This is a genomic window from Pedobacter ghigonis (assembly GCF_903166585.1).
GTDB classification, from domain to species: domain Bacteria; phylum Bacteroidota; class Bacteroidia; order Sphingobacteriales; family Sphingobacteriaceae; genus Pedobacter; species Pedobacter ghigonis.
Window position 1 is genome coordinate 1 of sequence record NZ_CAESCM010000024.1, and the last position, 17,275, is coordinate 17,275.

At 40.1% G+C, this 17,275-nt stretch carries 16 protein-coding genes; 6 read left to right on the forward strand and 10 right to left on the reverse strand.

Annotated features, from left to right (window positions below; genetic code table 11):
* Positions 1 to 235: 235 nt before the first annotated feature.
* The 8 genes from HWV58_RS23300 to HWV58_RS24640 all read right to left on the reverse strand — a co-directional run bounded on the left by HWV58_RS23300 (position 236) and on the right by HWV58_RS24640 (position 9,550).
* Complete coding sequence (locus HWV58_RS23300) at positions 236 to 1,975, reverse strand: ATP-binding protein (protein ID WP_175636416.1); 1,740 nt, start codon at positions 1,973 to 1,975, stop codon at positions 236 to 238.
* A gap of 111 nt (positions 1,976 to 2,086) precedes the next feature.
* The gene (locus tag HWV58_RS23305) at positions 2,087 to 3,211 is read right to left on the reverse strand and encodes a sensor protein KdpD (protein ID WP_175636417.1); all 1,125 of its coding nucleotides are present in this window, start codon (positions 3,209 to 3,211) and stop codon (positions 2,087 to 2,089) included.
* A gap of 47 nt (positions 3,212 to 3,258) precedes the next feature.
* On the reverse strand, positions 3,259 to 3,516 hold the full coding sequence (locus tag HWV58_RS23310; protein WP_175636418.1) for a hypothetical protein: 258 nt from the start codon (positions 3,514 to 3,516) through the stop codon (positions 3,259 to 3,261).
* A 179-nt stretch (positions 3,517 to 3,695) separates the two neighbouring features.
* Positions 3,696 to 4,766, reverse strand: coding sequence for a porin (locus tag HWV58_RS23315; RefSeq protein WP_175636419.1), 1,071 nt, complete (start codon positions 4,764 to 4,766; stop codon positions 3,696 to 3,698).
* Between the two features lie 124 nt (positions 4,767 to 4,890).
* Complete coding sequence (locus tag HWV58_RS23320) at positions 4,891 to 5,451, reverse strand: K(+)-transporting ATPase subunit C (RefSeq protein ID WP_175636420.1); 561 nt, start codon at positions 5,449 to 5,451, stop codon at positions 4,891 to 4,893.
* A 63-nt stretch (positions 5,452 to 5,514) separates the two neighbouring features.
* Positions 5,515 to 7,542, reverse strand: a complete 2,028-nt coding sequence (kdpB, locus tag HWV58_RS23325; protein WP_175636421.1) for a potassium-transporting ATPase subunit KdpB — start codon at positions 7,540 to 7,542, stop codon at positions 5,515 to 5,517.
* A 124-nt stretch (positions 7,543 to 7,666) separates the two neighbouring features.
* The gene (kdpA, locus tag HWV58_RS23330) at positions 7,667 to 9,385 is read right to left on the reverse strand and encodes a potassium-transporting ATPase subunit KdpA (protein WP_175636422.1); all 1,719 of its coding nucleotides are present in this window, start codon (positions 9,383 to 9,385) and stop codon (positions 7,667 to 7,669) included.
* 36 nt (positions 9,386 to 9,421) lie between these two features.
* Positions 9,422 to 9,550, reverse strand: coding sequence for a potassium-transporting ATPase subunit F (locus tag HWV58_RS24640; protein WP_394354264.1), 129 nt, complete (start codon positions 9,548 to 9,550; stop codon positions 9,422 to 9,424).
* 42 nt (positions 9,551 to 9,592) lie between these two features.
* Here HWV58_RS24640 and HWV58_RS23340 point away from each other — a divergent pair, with 42 nt between their 5' ends.
* Positions 9,593 to 9,772 carry a hypothetical protein gene (locus tag HWV58_RS23340; protein ID WP_175636423.1) on the forward strand — a complete coding sequence of 60 codons (180 nt, stop codon included), beginning with the start codon at positions 9,593 to 9,595 and terminating at the stop codon, positions 9,770 to 9,772.
* On the opposite strand, the gene HWV58_RS23345 is transcribed toward HWV58_RS23340, so the two are convergent.
* A complete protein-coding gene (locus tag HWV58_RS23345) occupies positions 9,765 to 11,342 on the reverse strand; it encodes a M1 family metallopeptidase (RefSeq protein WP_175636424.1) in 1,578 nt (525 codons plus the stop codon). The genes HWV58_RS23340 and HWV58_RS23345 overlap by 8 nt on opposite strands.
* Positions 11,343 to 11,695: 353 nt before the next feature.
* Positions 11,696 to 12,217, reverse strand: a complete 522-nt coding sequence (locus tag HWV58_RS23350; RefSeq protein WP_175636425.1) for an NADPH-dependent FMN reductase — start codon at positions 12,215 to 12,217, stop codon at positions 11,696 to 11,698.
* 180 nt (positions 12,218 to 12,397) lie between these two features.
* Between HWV58_RS23350 and HWV58_RS23355 the strand changes: the two genes are divergently transcribed.
* The 5 genes from HWV58_RS23355 to lepB all read left to right on the forward strand — a co-directional run bounded on the left by HWV58_RS23355 (position 12,398) and on the right by lepB (position 17,012).
* Complete coding sequence (locus tag HWV58_RS23355; protein WP_124558775.1) at positions 12,398 to 13,201, forward strand: ParA family protein; 804 nt, start codon at positions 12,398 to 12,400, stop codon at positions 13,199 to 13,201.
* A gap of 7 nt (positions 13,202 to 13,208) precedes the next feature.
* Positions 13,209 to 14,117: a ParB/RepB/Spo0J family partition protein gene (locus HWV58_RS23360; protein WP_175636426.1), complete on the forward strand. Its 909-nt coding sequence runs from the start codon at positions 13,209 to 13,211 to the stop codon at positions 14,115 to 14,117.
* Entirely contained in the window at positions 14,117 to 14,854 is a 738-nt protein-coding gene (locus HWV58_RS23365; RefSeq protein WP_175636427.1) for a DUF5683 domain-containing protein, read from the forward strand. Before HWV58_RS23360 ends, HWV58_RS23365 begins: the two co-directional genes overlap by 1 nt.
* Before the next feature lie 78 nt (positions 14,855 to 14,932).
* Positions 14,933 to 15,667 (forward strand): 4-hydroxy-tetrahydrodipicolinate reductase, encoded by a 735-nt coding sequence (gene dapB / locus HWV58_RS23370; RefSeq protein ID WP_175636428.1) that lies wholly within the window; start codon positions 14,933 to 14,935, stop codon positions 15,665 to 15,667.
* A 151-nt stretch (positions 15,668 to 15,818) separates the two neighbouring features.
* A complete protein-coding gene (gene lepB / locus HWV58_RS23375) occupies positions 15,819 to 17,012 on the forward strand; it encodes a signal peptidase I (protein WP_175636429.1) in 1,194 nt (397 codons plus the stop codon).
* Positions 17,013 to 17,275 lie beyond the last annotated feature (263 nt).

Sequence of the window (17,275 nt, forward strand, 5' to 3'; positions counted from 1 at the left end):
GAGGTGGAAAACGAAGTAAATTGTTAGAGCAGCCATTAAAAATGAACTGCCCTAATGAAGCTAGCTTAGAGCTGCCTTGGACTACAAAATTAAAAATTAATTTGGATATCAACACAGAATCTCCGTGGTGAAAAAACATTGTCGCTTAGCGTTTCTTCGCGTAAAACTTAGCGCCCTTTGCGGTTAATTATAAAACGCGATAAAATCGCTTTGCTATTTATGCACTCGTTAGAAACTAAACCACAACCGGCAACGCAAAACAAAACTTACTGCCCTCGCCAATGGCACTCACCACCCATATTTTACCTTGTTCTGCTTCTATAAAATCTTTTGAAATGGCCAGGCCCAGTCCAGATCCCGATTTGTTCTGTCCATCGGTTGGTACCTGGAAATAGCGGTCAAACAAACGTTTCTGGTATTTTTCTTCTATGCCTTTTCCAAAATCCTGAACCGAAAACTGGATGAATTGATCTTTTTGGAAAACATCAATAATCACCTTCGATTTTTCTGCGCTATAACGCAAAGCATTGGATAAGAAGTTAACCATTACCCAGGCCGTTTTCTGGATATCAGCATATACATTTGGCAGGTTTTGATCGCAGTTTAGAGTTAACTGGATGGACTTTTGTTCGGCCTGAAATTTAACAGCATCAACAGCATATTGCACTATAGCTGCCGGACTTGTAATGGCAAAGCTAAGTTTCAGATTACCGGTTTCTACCTGCGAAAGATCTAATAATTCGCTGGTGATTTTTAAAAGTCTGTCGCTATCTTCTTTAATGTGCGTAAGCAACTCGTGCTGTTCTTCGTTCATGCTGCCCACGCGTTCATCGTTCAACAATTTTAAACTCATTTTTATAGAGGATAGCGGTGTTTTTAATTCGTGAGAAACAGTGGCAATAAAATTCGTTTTAGCCTCATCAAGCTCTTTAAACTGTGTAATGTTTTTCAGGATGTATACGCTACCTGCAGACTTTGTAGCTGAAATTAAAGTGTTTTCTTCCTGTTCCTCATAATTGGGAATAATAATTTCGCGGTTTTCGAGCTGGAAATACGATTCTTTATCATCAGCATAAATTTTTAAAGTAGGCTCGTCGGTATCAGGTTTAATGATGCGTTTAAGTAATTCGTTCTTTTGAATGAGCTCGGCCACATTCTGCCCGATGATTTTATCTTCATCCAATCCCATCAGCTTTGCTGCCAGATGATTTAAGAAAAGTACCTCACCTTTTTCGTTTAAACCGATAATGGCATCCTGCATTTGTGCGATGATTGCTTCAATGCGTAATTTTTCTGATTTAATGGTCGAGAGATTACTGTTTTCCCATTCATTTAACTTGATTACCATGCCGTTAAACGAATCGGCCAGTTCGGTAAATTCATCATCGTTTTCGAAATGCAGGCGTTGTTTATAGTTTTTGCGACCAATCTGTTTAATTGCGGCACCAAATTCGGCCAACGGATTAGCCACAAATCCAGGAAAGTTGACAATAAATGTAAACAGGATAATAAAGCTTAGAGTTGCCGCTATCATGATGTAGAGGTTGGCTCTTGACGAAGTTTCGTTGGCACGCTCATTTTTCTCGTAAATGGCAGCGAGGTTTACGCGTTCTATATCGTGCAGGGCAGTTCGTAAATTTTTCAGGCTGTTTTCATTAACAGTGGTACTTAAAGTTTTATAAGCGCTTTCGAGCTTTAGGAAAGCGGTTTTCTCGCCTTGTTCGGTAATGTTTTGGCTTTCATTGTTTAAATTTTCTACAAAAGTTAAACGTTGTGCTTCACTTAAGGGAAAGTGATTTTCATCAATAATCTTACGCATAGCTGCTACATATTGCAGCGATTTGTAATTGTCTTTCAAAATCATTTTCGATTTATCTGAAAGTTCGTTCAGGAAGAATAAGGCAATTAAGCCGAAGGACAAGACGATGATGAAGAGAAAGCCGAATCCGAGGCGAAGCTTGGTTTTTATTTTCATGGCATTATTTTTTTGTTTTACCACAGAGGGCATTGAGTTTTTCACAGAGAACTTAAAGCAATCAGTCCTAACTCTGTGTATTTTCTTTGCGTTTTCTGTGGTTAAATAAGTTTAAGACAGTATCACCAGATCTATTTCCTGACTGGCTAAATTACGTAACAATTGATTAAAAATTGCCGTTCGGAGTATCACCTGAAAAATATTTAAATGGGGTTTACCGATGCAAATGGTTGTAATTTCTTTTTCTGTTGCCGTATTAATAATGGTCTGGGTAATCTGGTTACTTTTTATCTTAATTACTTCGGCTCCCAGCTCCGTAGCTAACTTAAAATGGTTAATCAGGTGTCGTTGTTTATCTAGTTTTATGCGGTCTAAACTTTCTGCATCGCTCTGCACGTACAAAACAATCCATGGCGAACGGTAGTAAGAAGCCAGCCGGGCTGTTTTTCTAATTACTACGCCGGCAGTTTCGGCATTTGATGAAATACAGGCCAAAAAACGTTCGGGACGAATTTTAATGGATTTGGGAATTTCGGTTTGTATTTTTCTTTCCACCTGATGCACCACTTCTTTAAGTGCAAGTTCGCGTAGCTGTAAAATTTTATCGGCCTGAAAAAAGTTGCCCAGTGCACTTTCGATCTTTGTTTTATCGTAAATCTTACCTTCCTTTAAACGGGTAACCAATTCGTCGGCCGTTAAATCAATATTCACAATTTCATCCGCAATCTGCAGTATTTTATCGGGGATGCGTTCTGTAATCTGAACACCAGTAATTTGTTCTACCTCTTCGTTTATACTTTCCAAATGCTGGATATTTACCGCCGAAATAACACTGATGCCCGCTTCGAGCAGATCGAAAACATCCTGCCAGCGCTTGGTATTTTTACTGCCTTCTACATTAGTATGTGCCAGTTCATCAACCACCACAATTTCTGGATGACGGTTTAAAATGCCTTGCAGGTCCATTTCATTTATTTCCTTACCCCGGTAAAAGATATTTTTTCGCGCAATTAAGGGTAAGCCGGCAACCAGGGCTTCGGTTTCGGCCCTTTTGTGTGTTTCTACATAGCCTATGCAAACATCAATACCACCACGTAAGAGGGCGTGTGCTTCCTGCAGCATCCGGTAGGTTTTGCCCACACCGGCACTCATCCCAATATAGATTTTGAGTTTCCCTCTTCTCGATTTTTTAATCAGTTCGAGGAAGTGTTTAACCGAATCTTCTTTTTCTGACATGTTGAATGATGTAAGTTTTAAAATGGGTCATGGAATTTATCTTGGTCTTACCACGTTATGGCGATAATGTGCTCGTTTACCAGTACACACACGCACACGGTGAAAAGAAATACACCCGAGAGCACCATCACCAGTTTGTACAGGTTTGCCCTTTGCATAGCCAGCAGCATTTCCTTTTTGTTGTTGCTTAACCGGGCATAAAGCCGCTTGAGTTTTTCGGTTTTTTTGCGGTGCTTTAAAACCAAAAGGAAAATGCCACTGCCCAAAAGCAGTATGCTGAATAAGATTTCGATATATAGTTTCATCTCCTTTGAAATTTAATTAAATCTATCTTACAGCTTCCTTAAAGAAGATCGTCATCTCGATCCGATAGCTATCGGATGAAGCGAAGCGAAACGGAGAGATCTTTAAATAGATTTCTCGACTGCATTGCACTTCGCTCGAAATGACGATTCTCTATTGAGGAGCCATAATAACAAATATTTTAAAACGCTACGGCTATACTTGCCGTTAAAGTTGTATTCGCATTTACTGCGTTGCCTTCGCGGTTAAAAATTTTATCCTTACTATCGAAAGTTTTACCTTCTAACCTGATTACCGCATTGGGTATTGGTGCGTAATCGAGATTGAGTGAATAGCCTTTGGTTTTAAAACCATTTGGCGTTGCGGTACCAATAAAGATCCCGTTTTTATCGTCGTAATACTCAAACCTTCCGGCAATAGCCCATTTATCGGCAAATTTGTATTGTGCAATAGCCACTGGCGAAATTACTTCGTTTTTATCGTTGCTGCCTTTTGCCTTTTGTTGTGTGCCATAATCGAAGCCAAGGGTTAAGCCAAATTTATCAGTTAGCTGAAAAATACCATACACATTGTGGTAGAAACGGTTCACCCGAACCGAATCTGCACCTTCAGTACCGAGATAATTACTGTAGTTTACCGTTATTTTGCCGGTAGGTTTCCAGGTTAATTGTAAGCCGCCTGCAGGTTTGTTGTTGCCAGCAGTACGGGTAATTCTTTGCCATCCATTTAGGTAGAGTAGGGTCGCAGTAAATTTTCCATCCTGGGTGCCATAGGTAACTTTTGCGCCAGATTCGTAATAGGGCGTATTTTCTGAGGCTATATTTCTGGTCAGTACCCAGCAATCTTTCGAAACAGCACTTTCAAAGCCAATATGTGAAGCGAACACCCCGGCATCAATCCACAGATTTTCTGTTTTTGATAGTTTAACCCCTGCATTGGCTTCGAAGATGTTTTTTAACACACCAGGTTCGGCCGATAGGTTGGCGTTGGCATAAGTACCAGCCATTACAGCCAGGTTGGCGCGGATATTTCCGCTATCGTAAGCGGCTTTAATAAAACCTAAATTCAGGTTTACCTCGTTTGCCCGGTTGTGCGAGTATATAAATCCCGGACGGTTGTGATCGGCGGGTTTATTGAAATCGTAACCGTAATAGGTTTCGAGGTACCCTGAGAATTTAACTTTCGGTTCGTTTTGTGCAAAAGTGTTTAACGCTGCGGTTAATGATGTTATAAGGATGATAAATTTTTTCATTGAATTAAGGTGATTACACCGATTGATAGATTACACTGATTTTAAGTTGTTCGCCATTCCCATCCGATAGCTATCGGATGGGAATGGCGAACTATGTATTATGGGTGATTACTTTGATAAGCGTTTAGAGATTATCTAAAGCCAGATTCAACTTCAATACATTTACCGATGAGGGGCCAAATAAGCCCATCAATGGTTTTAAAGTATTCATGGCTACCAGCTCTTTTACTTTTTTCTCGTCTATTTTTCTGGCTTTGGCTACTCTCGCGATTTGTATTGCAGCTCCCTGTTCAGAAATATTCGGATCTAAGCCACTACCCGATGCAGTAACCAGATCGGCCGGGATAGCTGATTTTTCCAATCCGGGATTGTATTTTAAAAGGGTATCAATTCGAGATTGAACCTCTTTTAAATAATCGGGATTTGACGGGCCTTTGTTCGAACCTGCAGAGCCTGCTGCGTTGTAAGCTACAGCCGATGGTCTGCCCCAAAAATATTCGGGTTTGGTAAATGATTGGCCAAGCAGGGCATAACCAACCGTTTTTCCGTTTTTGGTGATTTTTTCGCCGCCGCCGTTTCCTTTGGCAAGTTTACCTGCAAGTGCAATCCCAATGGGATAAATGATGCATAACAATACGATTAATACTAAGGTTAAACGTAAAGATTGTATGATGTACTTTTTCATGATGTATGTGATTACACAGATTTTATTCTGATTTAAATGATTTAAGGGATTACACTGATTTTTTTAGATAAATACGCCCACTAACAAATCGATTAACTTAATGCCGATAAAGGGCGCTACAACTCCTCCGATACCATAAATAAAGAGGTTTCTGCGAAGGAGTGCCGTAGCCCCGATTGGTTTATAGGCTACACCTTTTAAGGCAAGTGGAATTAAAATCGGGATGATAATGGCATTAAAAATTACCGCCGACATGATTGCGCTTTCTGGTGTGTGCAATCCCATAATGTTTAAACTTTGCAGGGCAGGTATCGAAGCGATAAACAGCGCCGGTACAATGGCAAAATATTTAGCCACATCGTTAGCGATAGAGAAAGTAGTGAGCGTACCACGCGTAATTAACAGTTGTTTGCCGATTTCCACAATCTCAATGAGCTTGGTTGGGTCGTTATCCAGATCGACCATATTGCCGGCTTCTTTTGCTGCCTGGGTACCGCTGTTCATGGCTACACCAACATCGGCTTGGGCAAGGGCAGGAGCATCGTTTGTACCATCGCCCATCATGGCTACCAGTTTACCCAGAGCTTGTTCATCCTTAATGTAGTTCATTTTATCTTCGGGCTTTGCTTCGGCTATAAAATCATCTACACCTGCTTTTTCGGCGATGTATTTGGCGGTTAGCGGATTATCACCTGTAACCATTACTGTTTTAACCCCCATTTTACGCAAACGCTCGAAACGCTCGCTGATACCGGGTTTAATAATGTCTTGTAGTTCGATTACGCCCAGAGCCTTTTCATTTTCAGCAACTACTAAAGGTGTTCCGCCATTGGTAGCAATACTTTTTACGTGGTCTTCAATGTCTGAAGGGAATACATTGCCGGCTTTTTCTACCATATTGCGGATGGCATCGAAAGCTCCTTTTCTAATCCTGTGACCATCTTTCGTGTCCAGTCCGCTAGAGCGGGTTTCTGCGGTGAACCTGATAAATGTTGAACCTTCGGGTGTGGTTAAACTTTTGTGGCCTTGTTCGGCGGCCAGTTCGATAATCGATTTGCCTTCGGGAGTTTCGTCGGCTAAAGAACTTAATATGCAGGCATTGGTAAAATCTTTAATCACCACACCAGCTGTAGGATAGAAGTTGGTGGCTTTACGGTTACCGATGGTGATGGTTCCGGTTTTATCTAAAAGCAGCACATCAATATCACCTGCGGTTTCTACGGCTTTGCCCGATTTGGTAATTACATTAGCCCTTAAAGCCCTGTCCATCCCGGCAATACCAATGGCCGAAAGTAAACCGCCAATGGTGGTGGGGATTAAACACACAAACAGCGAAATTAAGGCTGCAATGGTGATTGGGGTATTGGCATAATCGGCAAAGGGTTTTAAGGTAACACATACGATGATGAACACGAGTGTAAAACTGGCCAATAGAATGGTTAATGCAATTTCGTTGGGCGTTTTCTGGCGTGAAGCACCTTCAACCAGGGCAATCATTTTATCTAAGAAGCTTTCGCCCGGCGCAGTACTTACCTTAACTTTAATTTCGTCTGACAGTACTTTTGTACCTCCGGTTACCGATGATTTATCACCTCCTGATTCGCGGATCACGGGTGCAGACTCACCGGTAATGGCCGATTCATCGATAGTAGCGATACCTTCAATAATTTCGCCATCGGTTGGAATAATATCACCAGTTTCGCAGATGAAAATATCGCCTTTCTGCAAATGACTGGAAGAGCGGATTTCTGTTGTTCCGTTACTTAAAAGTAGCTTTGCCGGGGTTTCTTCTCTCGTTTTACGTAAGCTGTCGGCTTGCGCTTTACCTCTGGCTTCGGCAATGGCTTCGGCAAAGTTGGCAAAGAGCACGGTGAGCAACAACACCAAAAAGATGAAGAAATTATATAGTGCAGATCCCTGTTCGTTATGGTTAAAAGAATATACCGTGACATAAGCCATTACCAGGGTGCCGATTTCTACCGTAAACATAACGGGGTTGCGCACCATTACCCGAGGGTCGAGTTTGATGAAAGATTGTTTTAATGCAGTTTGCACTAAAGCAGGTTCGAACAATTTATTATTGGATTTCATTTTTATTTATATTAAGTGATTGCACAGATAAAGTGATTTCACAGATTTGTTTATGATGTAAGACGTTTAATGGAAGATGGATGACGGGCGTATGTTTCATCTTCCATCTCACATTTACCATAGTTTATTTAAGCATCGTAAAGTATTCTGCCAGCGGACCTAAAGCCAGGGCCGGGAAATAGGATAGTGCATTTAACACCAGGATTACGGCAAAGGTCATCAGTGCAAATGTTTTGGTATCTGTTTTTAAGGTACCGGCCGATTCGGGGATAAACTTTTTACCTGCCAGTAAACCTGCAATGGCTACCGGGCCAATAATTGGCAAGAAGCGACCAAGGAAAATAATTACTCCGGTTAAAACGTTCCAGAAAATGTTATTGTCGCCAAGGCCTTCAAAACCCGAACCATTGTTGGCGTTAGATGAGGTTACTTCGTAAAGCATTTCGGAAAAACCGTGGAACCCGGGATTATTTAACCAGGCTTTAGGTTGCACCGCCCAGGCAGCACTACCATGGTTGGTAAATACATAACTGGCAATTGCGGTTCCGGCCAGAATTAAAAACGGACTTAACAAGGTAATGAGTGCCGCAATCTTAATTTCTCGTGCCTCAACTTTGTGACCCAAAAATTCGGGTGTTCGGCCTACCATTAAGCCTGAAATAAATACTGCAATAATTAAATAAATGAAATAGTTTAATAAACCAACGCCACAGCCACCGTAAATGGCGTTAATCATCATGGCTAATAACTGCCATAAACCGGTAAGCGGCATGGTACTGTCGTGCATACCATTAACCGAACCGGTAGAAATTACCGTGGTTAAAGTGCTCCAGTAGGCGGTTGCGGCGGGACCAAGTCTTACTTCTTTACCTTCCATAGCACCCGTAGCCTGCGAAATACCCATTTTGGCAATGGCCGGATTACCGCCCAGTTCGGAAGTTAAGGTTGGGATCATCAGCATAAACAATCCGATGGTCATTACGCCAAATATGGTCCAAGCTAGTTTTTTCCTGCGGATAAAATAACCGAAAGCTATAATCATGGCAATTGGAATAATCGTTTGCGCAATCACCTCAACCATATTGGTTACATAGCTCGGGTTTTCGAATGGGTGGGCAGAATTTGCACCAAAATACCCTCCACCATTCGTACCCAGGTGTTTTATGGCGATCATTTGTGCTGCGGGTCCGCGCGAAACATTTACGGTATCGCCTTGCATCGAAATGAATTGGTCTTTGCCTTCGTAACTTGCTGGTGTACCATTAAAAGTTAAAATTAAAGCAACTATAACTGATAAGGGCAATAATAAACGTGTAATGGCTTTCACAAAAAACTCCCAGAAGTTGCCAAGTTGCGTTGTAGTTTTATCTCTGAAAGCTTTAAATAACACTACAGCTGCGGCAATACCTGTTGCGGCGCTCACAAACTGCAGGAACATCAGCACAAACTGCTGGGTTAAGTAACTTACCCCAGTTTCACCCGAATAATGTTGCAGGTTACAGTTGGCTACAAAGCTGATGATGGTGTTAAAAGCTAAATCAGGAGTCATGCCGGGGTTGCCATCCGGATTGAAAGGCAGTTTATCCTGAAATATCAATACGAAAAAGCCATAAACCAGCCAAAGGATATTGATGGTTAGCAGGGCTTTTAACTGTTGTTTCCAGTTCATCTGTTCTTTAACGTTGATGCCTGAAAGTTTATAAATTCCGTTTTCGAGCGGTTTTAAAAAGTCTGTCCAAACTTTTTCTCCTGCAAAAACCTTAGCCAGGTATTTACCTAAAGGAATGGCAATAATTAAGGTGAGCAGGAAGGTGGCAATGATGCCAATTAATTCAGTGTTCATTTTTTTGTTTTTTAATTTCCCTTTAAGGGTAAGGGGTTAAAATTTTTCTGGTTTAATCAACACGTAAATCATATAGATAAATACGGCGATGGAGATGATAAATAGTGCTAACATGTTCTTCAGATTTTTTCGAACCAATCGATAGAGAGGTAAGTTGCCCAGCATAGCAGGATCAGGATTAGAAATAGGATAATTGTCATAAATTAAATGATTGATGAAATCGCTAATGCCAAAGCCTGTGCCGTAGAAGATGTGATTTTGTTAAGTTGCTTGTATGCAGTTGTTTGTGTTGTTTTTGCGCCGCTTACAAAATTTTTGACACAAAAAAACCCTTCCGTTTTGGAAGGGTTTTTTTCAAAAAAGTATGTTCGTAAAAGGATTATTTAAACTGTCCTTCAGTGTGTAACATCTTAAAAAATTGGTTGAGGTTTGACCCCAGCGATTTTTCAAAAGACGCTTTCATGTCTTCTGGTGTTGGGTGTTTGTTTTTCCATTGATCAAAATATGTTTTAAACGCCAGATCAATTTTATCCCTGCCAACCGCAGATTCCAATAAGTACAACCAAAGTGCTGTTTTCATATAAGAAATCACTCCATATTCATCAGAAGTAGAAAAATTGGCTGCAGGTGTTTCGATAGCCGATTTCATAGGGATACTTGACAAAGCATTATAAATGCTTGCCTGAAATTTATCGGTTGGCAGTTCTTTTACCTGTGCCGGTATCGCGTCTCCAAAAATCGTGTTTGCTTTATACTTCTCTGCTTCATACCTAAATTGGAAATAGGTATTTAACCCCTCATCCTGCCAGGTATGCATTCTTTCGTTACTGCCCAGCATACTCATAAACCAATTATGGCCAACTTCATGCGTAATTATCGCATCTAAACTTGTTGCCTTTGCATCAGGGCTGGTAATTAAAGTAATTGTAGGGTACTCCATTCCACCACTCGAGTTATTTTTAGGTCCTTCTATTGCCTGTACCACCGGATATTCATATTCGCCCACCCACTCGCTGTATTTTCTGGTGGCATCTTTGATATAATCGATACTATTTACCCAAAGCGATTTCTTTTTATTATGGTAATAACTAAAAGCATCTATAATTTTTCCAGAGGTCAGTTTTACCGTATCATATTGGATTACGAGGTCTTTATCGGCAAACCAGGCAAAGTCAGGTACATTGTTAATGGCATAACTAATCTTTTTTGTCCCTGTTTTTGGTTCATAAAGAAATGGCTTACCCTCCCGGTTTGCTACATTTTTTGCCCCTATCGATTTATAGATTTGGAGTTCATCGGCATTTTGCATAGTGCCTGTTGCGGCTAAAACATACGATGCCGGTAAGGTAATGTTCACCCTGTAATCGCCATACTCGCTGTAAAATTCGCCCATATCCAGATATGGAAATTCGTGCCAGCCATCTTTGTCAAAAACTGCAGGTTTAGGATACCATTGTGTAACCATAAATTGGGTTTCGGCATATCCTGAACGGGAAAAATAACTGGGTAGTTTAACCTTAAAATCAGAATTGATAGTTACCGAATCACCTGATTTTAATGGTGATGGGAGTAATACCTTAATAATGTCGATGTATTGTGCATTCGGGTGTGCTTCTGTTTTTGCCACAGCTCCATTTATTTTAAAGCTAAGATCTTCCAGGCTACCATAAGTGTATTTACTTAATTTCTTTTTTCGGGAGGGATCGTTTTTCAGTTGTTGAAACAGTGCTGTGGTTTCATTTTTATAGGCATTGGGCCATATATGAAACCAGATAAATTCTAGTGTTGAAGGCGAATTGTTTTTGTAAACAATCGTTTCGGTGCCTATTAACGATTTTTCTGTATCGTTTAGGGTTACATCAATGTTATAGGTAAGATGTTGTTGCCAATAACCTTCCTGCGCAAAAATAGAAAGCGAAATTAACGAGAGTATCAGCGTTAAAATATTTTTTTTCATATCTGTTTTTTTAATTGCCAAGTAAGCAAAAAAAAGGCTGATACTAAAATATGGTGCAAAGTTTATAGCAATAGAATTTACAAATATGAAATTACATGGCTCGGTTATTAAATGCGATATAATCGCTACGCTTTTTATGCACTTGTTAGAACGAGCGCAAGCGTCTCGGTGGCGCTCAACACAAAGCTCAATGCACTCTGTGGTAAAAAAGCTTAACGCCCTTTGTGGTTTAATTATTAATACGATATATCGCCACGCTATCTATGCACTCATCAGAAACGACTGCAAGCGCCTCGGCGGACTCCGTGTAAAGCTCAATGCACTCTGTGGTAAAAAAGCTTTGCGTTATCAAATTAAAAACTGATAAACTTATCGATCTGCTCGTTGGTAAACTTAATTGTATCTTCATTTATTAAATTACCCTCAGCATCAAGTTCGGTTTTTATGTTAGGTATGTGCAGGCGCAAGGGTAAAATGTTTAAATGGATATAGTGGCAAACCCCTGTAAAATGGTCAACGCCTCTTATATTACCATATTTCCCAGATGAAATACCCACCAGCGCCGCCTTTTTATCGTAAAAACTATCAGGGAAATTGCAGGCATCTATTAATACTTTCAACACGCCAGGGTAGCTGCCATTGTATTCGGGCATCACGAAAATGAATTTTTGGGTCTCATTAATCATATCCTGTATTTTTTGGAAAGCATCCGATCTTTTGCCGTACATATCGGTATTAAGCACGTCGATAGGCAAGTGCTCCAAACTGAATACTGTAGTAACGGTGCCTTTTTCTTTTAGTTGCTTTTGGTAATATTTGGCAACTTTTAACGTATTGCTATTGTACCTGTTGGTAGCGGCTATAATTGTAATCATGGATAATTGTTAATAAGATGTTCAAAACCCGAATGCGCTTGTTGCTAAAATTGCCATATAGTTTGTATCTTAGCTGATTGTGAAAAAGGCCGTAAACAACGCAAAAATAGAACTTTTTGCCAATTAAAAAGTATAAATAACACAGCCCCAGTAAACGTTAAGTAAATTTCTGATACATAGATGAGCAAAATTATTGCATTAGCAAATCAAAAAGGTGGTGTTGGTAAAACAACTTCATCAATAAACCTGGCTGCGAGTTTAGCCGTACTAGAATATAAAACTTTGTTAGTTGATGCCGATCCACAGGCAAATTCAACGTCCGGTATCGGTTTCGACCCCCGGAATATAAAAGATAGTATTTATGAGTGTATTATTAATGATATCGATCCTTTACAGGCGATACAAAAAACCGATACACCAAATTTAGATTTATTGCCTGCACACATCGATTTAGTGGGTGCGGAGATTGAAATGATTAACCTGAACAACCGCGAATATAAAATGAAAGCGGTTTTGGAGAAAATTAAAGATCAGTATGATTTTATCATCATCGATTGTTCTCCATCATTGGGTTTAATTACCATTAATGCCTTAACAGCAGCAGATTCGGTAATTATCCCGGTTCAATGCGAGTACTTCGCCCTTGAAGGTTTGGGTAAATTATTAAATACCATTAAAATTGTACAGAACCGTTTAAATACAGATCTGGAAATTGAAGGTATTCTATTAACCATGTACGATGTACGTTTACGTTTGTCGAACCAGGTGGTAGAAGAAGTTAAAACACACTTCAACGAATTGGTTTTCGAAACCATTATTCAGCGTAACACCCGTTTAAGTGAGGCCCCAAGTTATGGCGTTTCGGTAATTATGCACGATGCAAACTGTAAAGGTGCCATTAACTACCTTAACCTTGCCCGCGAAATTGTAAAAAAGAACGGCTTGTTAAAAGAAGAAGAAAATATTGGAACAGCAACTTTATAAATTATAGATGACATCTTTTCAGCGAAAAACAGGTTTAGGAAGAGGGCTAAGTGCGCTTTTAGATGATAGCGAAGCTGCTCATCCGCCTAAACAGCAGGTAAATGCTGTGAGCGAAACCGAGCAGGTAGGCAATATCAGTCATGTAAATTTAACCGAAGTTGAAACCAATCCTTACCAGCCACGTACAGAGTTTGATCAGGTTGCTTTAAACGAGCTTGCTGATTCGATCAAAGTACAGGGGCTGATTCAGCCGATTACCGTTAGGAAACTTGGTGCAAACAAATACCAGTTAATTTCGGGCGAACGTAGGTTCAGAGCCTCGAAACTGGCTGGATTAACACAGGTTCCTGCTTATATCCGCAGCGCCAACGATCAGCAAATGCTGGAAATGGCATTGATTGAAAATATCCAGCGCGAAAATTTAAACGCCATTGAGGTGGCTTTGAGTTTCCAAAGGATGATTGATGAGGTGGGCTTAAAGCAAGAGCAATTGGGCGAACGGGTAGGTAAAAACCGGACTACAGTAACCAATTATTTACGTCTGTTAAAACTTCCGCCTGCCATTCAGGCTTCTATCCGCGATCAGCGCATTTCGATGGGGCATGCCAGAGCATTAATCAATGTTGATGGGGTAGATCGTCAGTTGTACATCCATCAGGAAATCCTTGAAAAAGGCCTTTCAGTTCGGAAGGTTGAAGAGCTGGTGCGTAACTTGCAGCATGTGCCCTTAAAAGCAGCCGACAAACCAAAAGTAAAGGCAGTTTCTTTCCAATATCAAAAACTACAGGACGATCTGGCCTCTAAATTTGCCACACGGGTAAAATTAAAGGTAACCCAGAATGGTAAAGGGGCAATAGAAATCCCATTTATGAGCGATGATGACCTGAACCGGATTTTAGAATTATTAGATTGGTAATGCAAAAAACGAAGCTTTTAGTACTACTTTCTTTATTTACATTTTTTATTGTAAACCTGGCCAGTGCGCAGGTAAAGGATACTGTATTAAAACCTGTTGATACTACTAAAACGAAAGTGGTAACCCCAACGCCAATTGGAAAAGGAGGAGCAAAGCAGCCAGTAACCCGCCAGGATTCGATGAAAGCCAAATACGTAAACCCGGGTAAAGTTGCCGGTAGAAAGGCGGTTTTCAGATCGATGATTATACCGGGCTGGGGACAGCTGTACAACATGCAATTACTTAGCGATGGCTATGGACCCAGAGCAGGCAAAAGCCAGTTTTGGCAAAAATTTTATACCGGAAGTAAAATAGCAGCCATTTATGGTGGTATTACGGTGCTTACCATGTCGTATATCGAAAGTACCAAACAGTATAATTTATCGCTAAAAGAGCTTCAATATCGCGATTTGAACAATGGAACACCTGATCCTGATGGACCTTTCGGTTCCAGATATTCAACCTCAGGGATCACTTTACGTAAAGATACTTACAGAAGAAACAGGCAGATTGTGCTGTTTTCTTATGGTTTGGTTTATTTTGCCAACATTGTAGATGCCTATGTTGCCGCCCGACTGCATTTCTTTAATATCGACGACAACCTGGGAACCGTTAAGATAATGCCATCTATGATCAATACCAACAGTGTGTATGGTTTTAATGCCACACCCGCACTAAAATTATCACTTACTTTTTAATCTCAACAAAATGATCATGAACCCATAATATACCACATTTAATTCATGATCTTTTAATCACCTTTAATATATAAACAGATGAAAATTGCGCTTTTAGGTTACGGCAAAATGGGGCAGATTATAGAAAAATTTGCACTCGAACGCGGTCACGAAATCGTTTTAAAAATAACTATCGATAATCAGGAAGATTTAACCCGCGAAAATTTAAAGGCTGCAGATGTAGCTATCGATTTTAGTACACCCGATTCGGTTTTAAAAAATATTGATACCTGTTTTGATGCCAATGTGCCGGTAGTTGTAGGTACTACTGGTTGGTATGGTAAACTGCAGGAAGTAAAAGATGATTGCGATAAAAGTAACAATACCTTGCTTTATGGGTCTAACTTTAGTATTGGCGTAAACCTGTTCTTTAAGCTTAACCAAACACTGGCTAAACTGATGAACAACTATCCGGCTTACGAGGTGCAGGTAGAAGAGATTCACCATACCCAGAAACTGGATTCGCCAAGCGGAACAGCCATTACACTTGCAGAAGGTATTGTAGAAAATCTGGAACGCAAACAGGAATGGTTAAACGAGGTGGTTGGAACGGATGTAGAGATGTTTCCAAAAGCAGAGCAATTGCTGATTGAGTCGCATCGGATTGAAAATATACCAGGTACGCACACGGTAATTTACAGCAGTGAGGTTGATGAAATAGAAATTAAGCACACTGCCCATAACCGTGCTGGTTTTGCTTTAGGTGCAGTGGTGGCAGCAGAGTGGGTGAAAGATAAAAAAGGATTTTTCAGTATTACAGATATTTTTGAATAAGGCTGATACTAAAGCTGAAAGACCAAAGATTTAGGACGAAAGGCGAAGATATAAAACAGGTGTAATATCACGTAATCTGTGAAATCACACCAAAGGAAATGCAGATAACAGGTAGCCGATTAAATAAAATCGCAGACCAAAATTAAGATATATGAATTATAAATTCTGGCAGAGAAAAAAAGATGCCACTAAGAAGAAGAAAACTAAAACCCGCGAGTGGGTAGATGCTATTGTTTTTGCCGTAGTGGCTGCAACCATCATCCGTGTATTCTTTATCGAAGCTTATACCATTCCATCAGGATCGATGGAGCGTTCGTTACTGATCGGCGATTTCCTTTTCGTAAGTAAGGTAAATTATGGCGCGCGTATCCCGATGACACCGGTTGCCTTTCCTTTCGCACACCATACCATGCCTTTAACAACTTCAACTAAAGCATATTGGGATGGCGTTCAATGGAAATATCACCGTTTACCGGGTTTATCAAAAATTAAAAGAAACGATGTTGTAGTTTTCAACTTTCCGGAAGGTGATACCGTTGCTGTAGAAAATCAGGTGGCCAGTTATTACGAATTGGTTCGGAGCATGGGCCGCGAGCAGGTGCGTAGCACTTATACTATTGTAGACAGACCTGTTGATAAACGTGAGAACTTTATTAAACGTTGTATTGGTATTCCGGGTGATGTAATTTCGATGAGCAATGGGATTACGAGTGTAAACGGCAAAAGCGAGCCTTTAAAAAACACTGGTATGATGCCATATCGTATCGAATTTAAAACCATGGATTTTAACTATTCGGTACTGGATGAATTTAAACTGAACCTGGGTAGTACACCTGCAGTGGCAGCTAACACCTATATTGTAGATGCAACATCAGAAATTGCGGATAAACTAAAGGCATTAGATTTTGTTAAATCGGTAAGTTTAAGCCCCGATTCTATTGGTGCTGTTCCTGGTGGCGTTTTCCCTAACGATCCAAATCGCGTTTGGAACCGGGATAATTTTGGACCGATTAAAATCCCTGCAAAAGGATGGACAGTACAAATAGACAGTAATACCATGCCACTTTATTACCGTGCCATTAGAACTTACGAAGGTAACAAAGTAGAGCAAAAAGATGGCAAATGGTTTATTAACGATAAGCCAGCTACAAGTTATACCTTTAAAATGGATTATTACTGGATGAGGGGAGATAACCGCCATAACTCTGCCGATTCGCGCTACTGGGGTTTTGTGCCAGAAGATCATATTGTTGGTAAAGCCTTATTTGTTTGGATGAGCTGGGATAGTACAGCTTCTTTCTTACATAAAATAAGGTGGAGCAGGCTGTTTCTGGGAATTCATTAAACAGTTTTTAAATAACTTATTTAAGGCTTGCATTTTATGCAGGCCTTTTTTTATGCTAAAATCACCTTTTTAAAAAAATTAAAAAGTTTGCGTTGTTTTTATTTTTTTTTCATAAGTTTGTTATAAACCAAATTAAACTAGCTAATTACGATTTCAAATTATTCGAACAGAGCGCTGACGATTTAAGTTCGAACTTTGCATTGCTACAGTTAGCCACTATAGAGAATATCCCCTTATGCAAAGCGAATACAAAAATTAAATAA

What these genes read in the sequence shown, in the direction of transcription:
- HWV58_RS23300 (WP_175636416.1), bottom strand. Translation starts at nt 1,975, where the DNA reads ATGAAAATAAAAACCAAGCTTCGCCTCGGATTCGGCTTTCTCTTCATC.
- HWV58_RS23305 (WP_175636417.1), bottom strand. Translation starts at nt 3,211, where the DNA reads ATGTCAGAAAAAGAAGATTCGGTTAAACACTTCCTCGAACTGATTAAA.
- HWV58_RS23310 (WP_175636418.1), bottom strand. Translation starts at nt 3,516, where the DNA reads ATGAAACTATATATCGAAATCTTATTCAGCATACTGCTTTTGGGCAGT.
- HWV58_RS23315 (WP_175636419.1), bottom strand. Translation starts at nt 4,766, where the DNA reads ATGAAAAAATTTATCATCCTTATAACATCATTAACCGCAGCGTTAAAC.
- HWV58_RS23320 (WP_175636420.1), bottom strand. Translation starts at nt 5,451, where the DNA reads ATGAAAAAGTACATCATACAATCTTTACGTTTAACCTTAGTATTAATC.
- kdpB (WP_175636421.1), bottom strand. Translation starts at nt 7,542, where the DNA reads ATGAAATCCAATAATAAATTGTTCGAACCTGCTTTAGTGCAAACTGCA.
- kdpA (WP_175636422.1), bottom strand. Translation starts at nt 9,385, where the DNA reads ATGAACACTGAATTAATTGGCATCATTGCCACCTTCCTGCTCACCTTA.
- HWV58_RS24640 (WP_394354264.1), bottom strand. Translation starts at nt 9,550, where the DNA reads ATGCTGGGCAACTTACCTCTCTATCGATTGGTTCGAAAAAATCTGAAG.
- HWV58_RS23340 (WP_175636423.1), top strand. Translation starts at nt 9,593, where the DNA reads ATGATTGATGAAATCGCTAATGCCAAAGCCTGTGCCGTAGAAGATGTG.
- HWV58_RS23345 (WP_175636424.1), bottom strand. Translation starts at nt 11,342, where the DNA reads ATGAAAAAAAATATTTTAACGCTGATACTCTCGTTAATTTCGCTTTCT.
- HWV58_RS23350 (WP_175636425.1), bottom strand. Translation starts at nt 12,217, where the DNA reads ATGATTACAATTATAGCCGCTACCAACAGGTACAATAGCAATACGTTA.
- HWV58_RS23355 (WP_124558775.1), top strand. Translation starts at nt 12,398, where the DNA reads ATGAGCAAAATTATTGCATTAGCAAATCAAAAAGGTGGTGTTGGTAAA.
- HWV58_RS23360 (WP_175636426.1), top strand. Translation starts at nt 13,209, where the DNA reads ATGACATCTTTTCAGCGAAAAACAGGTTTAGGAAGAGGGCTAAGTGCG.
- HWV58_RS23365 (WP_175636427.1), top strand. Translation starts at nt 14,117, where the DNA reads ATGCAAAAAACGAAGCTTTTAGTACTACTTTCTTTATTTACATTTTTT.
- dapB (WP_175636428.1), top strand. Translation starts at nt 14,933, where the DNA reads ATGAAAATTGCGCTTTTAGGTTACGGCAAAATGGGGCAGATTATAGAA.
- lepB (WP_175636429.1), top strand. Translation starts at nt 15,819, where the DNA reads ATGAATTATAAATTCTGGCAGAGAAAAAAAGATGCCACTAAGAAGAAG.